At 71.3% G+C, this 4742-nt stretch carries 4 protein-coding genes; all 4 read right to left on the minus strand.

What is annotated here, in order from left to right:
• Positions 1-1253, minus strand: a 1253-nt coding sequence (gene mtnA / locus ACWDOP_RS38905) for an S-methyl-5-thioribose-1-phosphate isomerase (RefSeq protein ID WP_456349080.1), incomplete at its 3' end; no start/stop codon positions are given.
• Positions 1254-1266: 13 nt separating this feature from the next.
• Complete coding sequence (locus ACWDOP_RS38910) at positions 1267-2373, minus strand: DUF3419 family protein (RefSeq protein ID WP_456349081.1); 1107 nt, start codon at positions 2371-2373, stop codon at positions 1267-1269.
• Entirely contained in the window at positions 2370-3977 is a 1608-nt protein-coding gene (locus ACWDOP_RS38915) for an MFS transporter (RefSeq protein ID WP_456349082.1), read from the minus strand. Before ACWDOP_RS38915 ends, ACWDOP_RS38910 begins: the two co-directional genes overlap by 4 nt.
• Positions 3974-4742: hypothetical protein (locus tag ACWDOP_RS38920; RefSeq protein WP_456349083.1), on the minus strand; the 769-nt coding region annotated here is incomplete at its 5' end. The genes ACWDOP_RS38915 and ACWDOP_RS38920, both read right to left, overlap by 4 nt.

A 4742-nucleotide genomic window follows, 5' to 3' on the forward strand; every position in this document is an offset into this window, starting at 1 on the left:
ACCACCGCGCCGCAGTCGGGCAGCGCGGTGTAGAGCGCGGCGTGCAGCGATGCCTCCGCAGACGGTCGCGGTCCCCGATCCGAGACCGCCGCAGCGGTTTTCGTATCGATGTGGACCAGATCCCGTGCGGTGAGCGCGCCCTTGCTCAGTCCGCTGCCGGTGATGACCGCCCGATCCGGTGCACCGGGCAGCCGCACCGACAGGTTGCCCGCGGTGCCGTCCATCCACCCGCGCCGGTAGAGCTCGGCGGCGGTGTGGGGGAGACCGAAACCGGCTGCGGGCCACAGGGTTCGGGTCTCGGTCACCACGGCGGTGACGAGGTCGCGCGGGGTGATGTCGAAGGCGGGATTGAAGGCGGCGGTGCCCTCGGGGGCGATCCGGCGCCCCGCCAGGGTGGTCACCTCGTCGGCGGTCCGCTCCTCGATGACGATGTCGCCGGCGTCGTCGAGGGTTTCGTCGACGGTGGACTCGGGCGCGACCACGACGAAGGGGATGCCGGCCCGGGCCGCGGCCAGCGCCAGCGGGTAGGTGCCGATCTTGTTGGCCACGTCCCCGTGCGCGGTGATCCGGTCGGCCCCGACCAGCACGCAGTCGACATGGCCGGACGCGATCGCGGTGGGCCCCGCCGAATCCACGCAGAGCCGGTGCGGGATACCGGCTTCGGCGAGTTCCCACGCGGTCAGCCGGGCGCCCTGCAGCAGCGGCCGCGTTTCGCCGGCGAGCACGGAGTCGAGCCGCCCGCGCTCGGCCAGGTCGCGAATGGCTCCGAGGGCGGTCCCGCCCGCGACGGTCGCCAGGCGGCCGGTGTTGCAGTGCGTCAGCACCCGGAGTCGTTGCCCGCGGGTCAGGGTCAGCACCTCGTCGGCCGCTCGCCGGGCCGCGGTCCGATTGACCCGCTCGTCCTCGTCGAGCAGCGCGAGCGCCGCGTCCAGGACCGCGGCGGGTCCGAGCTCGAGCCGCGCCGACACCCGCCGCACCGCCCAGGCCAGGTTGACCGCGGTGGGCCGGGCGGCCGCGATGCGCCGGATGTCGGCCGTCACGGCCGCGATGTCCGTGCCGTGCGTTCGCGCCGCGATCGCCACCGCCAGTGCCCCGGCCGCACCGATGGCCGGCGCGCCGCGGATGGTGAGCGTGCGGATGGCGGCGATGACCTCGTCGACCGTGCGCAGCACGACGATGCGGTACTCCTCGGGCAGCGCGCGCTGGTCCACGGCGTGGACGCTGCCGTCCACCCAGTCGAGTGAGCGCTCCATGATCCGTACCCCGCTACCGGTTGCCCGCGCCGACGGTGAAGATCTCGAACTGGTAGACGAAGGCGTAGTCGTCGAAGTAGAGCCGGTCGCACAGCTCGTCCTCGCGGTGCAGCAGCTGCCGCAGATCCGCGTCGGGCGTGTGCCGGGACAGGAAGTTGCGGTAGCAGATTCGCGCACCCGGCCGCGCCACGCGCACGACCTCCTTCATGAGGCCGGCGAACTGCTCGCGGTCGATACAGCTGGTGACGTCCGAGAGCGAGAACTTGTCCACCGAGCCGTCCGGCAGCGCGCGCAGCTGTTCCATGAGATCGCCGCGGACCACGTTCACCTTGGTGGTCGCGGCGCGAATGGCCTCGACGTTCTCCCGAAGCAGATAGTGCGGCAGCACATCCCGGCGCGGGTAGCGGCCGTGGAACATGAACGACACCCAGTCGTTCTCCCCGGCGAGATGGTTCTCGAAGGTGTGGTCGAGCCGCTCGAGCACGTAGTCGCCGCAAGACTTCTCGTCGGTGACCACGTTGTAGGAATCGTCGTTGAGCACGGCCTTGAGCGTGCGCTCGGTGAAACCGTAGCGAATCATGCTGCGCCACAGCACACCGTCGACCCGCTCACGGTAGACGCGGCGCTGGGTCGCGAGATCGGGTGCTGCGAACAGGTCCCGCATCGCGCGCCCGTACAGCAGTCTCATGGCCGGCGCGACCAGCCGGACGTACAGCTGCTCGTGCCGCCCGGCCTGGAGCACCCCGCCCACGATGGCCTTGCGGTAGTGCGTGAAGTAGGCGATCGCGCCGTCGGACAGTTCCGGCTTCAGTTCCTCGAAAAGCCGCCACCTGCGCGTGGATTCGTCCACCCCGAGGAACTCCAGCAGGGTGTCGTAGGGGAAGTGCCGGATGGCGGCGAGCTTGAGTTCGAGCAGGTAGGTCTGCCCGGGGGAGCTGTCGATGGCGGTGACGGTGTGCGGATTGTTCACCACCAGGCTCAGCACCCGGCAGCCGCTGCCGGTCACCGCGAGCACATCGTCGTTCTTCTCGATCTCGAGCGCCCGCATCTCCGAGCGGGAGTCCTCGTCACAGGTGCTGTAGAGCAGCCATCGGTCCTCGGTCTTGCCTGCGGTAGTCACTGTTGTTCACCCTTCGCGGAGCGCGCGGCTCGGGGCCGGGCCGCGTCCGTCGGATCGATGTCGGAGTCGTCGGAGGTCACCGGCGGTGGTGGCGGCCCGGAGGGCAGCAGCGCGGCGGCGATCACCGCGGCCACGGCACACACCACGGTCACCACCAGGCAGGTGATCTGGAAGCCGTGCACGAACGCGTCCTGGACGGCGACGCGCAGCGCCTCGGCCGCGCCGGCCTGCCCCTGTGTGAGCAGTCCGGCCGCCTGCTGCAGGGCCGCGCCCACGGAATCGCGGGCGCTCTCCAGCACCGGGGCGGGCACGCCCGGCACGCTGCCGTCGGGCAGCTCGCCGGTGTAGAGCGAGTGGTGCACGCTGCCCACCACGGCGATGCCGAGCGCACCGCCGAGCAGCCGGGTGGCGTCGTTCATGGCCGAACCCACGCCGGCCTTCGCGGCCGGCACCACACCCATGATCGATTCGGTGGCCGGGATGGCGACCATGCCGATACCGAGTCCGATCACCGCCATCTGCGCCGCGATGATCGGGTAGCCGGTCGCCGCGTCGTCGAAGGCGAACCAGGCGTAAGCGATTCCCATCAGGATCAGCCCGGCCGTCACCACCGCGCGGGTGCCGAGTTTGACGGTCAGCTTGCCGCCCAGCACCGAGCCGATGATGATCGCCACCGCGACCGGGATGAGCCGCACGCCCGCGCCCAGCGGGGTGTAGGCCTTGAGGAACTGGAAGTACTGCGTCACCAGGAAGGTGAAGCCGTTCAGTGTGAAGAACGTGATGGTGATGATGCCGCAGGCCGCGGAGAACCGGAGGTTGCCGAACAGGCGCACATCGAGCATCGGCGCCCGGGCGGTGAGCTCGCGCCGGACGAGCCCGGCCAGCAGCAGCGCCGCGCCGGCGAACCCGAGCAGGGTCCGCGCCGAGAGCCAACCCTGTTCCGGCGCTTCGATGATCGTGTACACCAGCACGCCCAGCCCGGCCGTGGACAGCACCAGCCCGGGCAGATCGAGCCCGCGCCCCCGCGGATCCCGGGAGTCGGGCACCAGCAGCGCCACCAGCACCAGGCACACCACGCCGACCGGCACCACGACGACGAACACACTGCCCCACCAGAAGTGGTCGAGCAGCAGGCCGCCCACGATCGGCCCGAGCACCACGCCGATGCCGGACACCGCGCCCCACACGCCGATGGCCGCGGCGCGCTCCTTGCGCTCGGTGAACACGGTGGTGAGGATCGACAGCGTCGACGGGTAGATCATCGCCGCGCCGACGCCCATCACCGTGCGCGCCGCGATCAGCTGTTCGGTGCTCTCGCACAGCGCACCGGCGCCGGTGGCGACGGTGAACACCACCAGCCCGGCGAGCAGGATCCCGCGGCGGCCGAACCGGTCGCCGAGGCTGCCCGCCACGAGCACCAGGGCGGCGAAGGTGAGCGCGTAGGCGTCCACGATCCATTGCAATCCGCTGGTGCTGGAACCCAATTCGCGCACCAGGCTGGGCAGCGCGAGATTGACGATCATCGCGTCCATGTAGATCGCGATGACGCACAGGCACAGCACCGCCAGGATCGGCCCCTTGGCGCGGGTCGGCGTCGTGGTCATGACAGTCGGACTCCTTCGTCGTCGATCGTGCGCAATGCGGTGGCGAGCAGCACGGCTTGGAAGGACAGGGCGATGACGTCGTTGGTCACCAGCACCGCGCCGCGAATCAGATCGCCGAGGATGTGCAGGCCCGGCACCGGGTCGCCGGTGGCGTCGAGCGCCTCGAAGGTCGCCACGTTCACCCGCACGCCGCCCAGCGGATGCGCGCTGAGCAGCCCGGCGTCGAGCAGCCCGGCCAGCAGCGGCTGGGTGCGCAGCGCGACGGCGTCGGTACCCGCGCCGGTGGCGTTGACCACCACGTCGGCGAATTCGACCGTGTCGTCGAGGTGTACGGCGAATTCCGACCCGGTGTGCCGGACCTCGCGCAGTCCGGCGCGCACCCGCAGTCGCCCGGCGTCCATGGCCGCGACCAGCCGGTGGGCGGTCTCGGCGGGGATGGGTGCGCCGTGCACCAGCAGCGGGGTGAGCCACCGGGCGAAGAACTCCGCGCGATCCGGTTCGACCAGCAGTTGCCAGGCCGGCAGCAGGGTGGGGGAGGCGCCGTTGACGACGCGCTGCCAGCCGCGTTCGACCCCGGCCTCGACCTCGGCCAGTTCGCGGGCCAGCAGGTCCCGGGTGGTCGGGCCGCCGTCACGCACCTCGGCCCAGTCCGGCGGTTCGGGTGAGGCCGCCTCGATATCGGCCATGAGCGCCCGCCCGAAGTCGTCGAGCCGCAACGCGCCGGCCGCCGCGGCCCGTCCCATGCACGCCTCGATGTGCGGGGTG

It is taken from the genome of Nocardia sp. NPDC003693 (assembly GCF_053981095.1).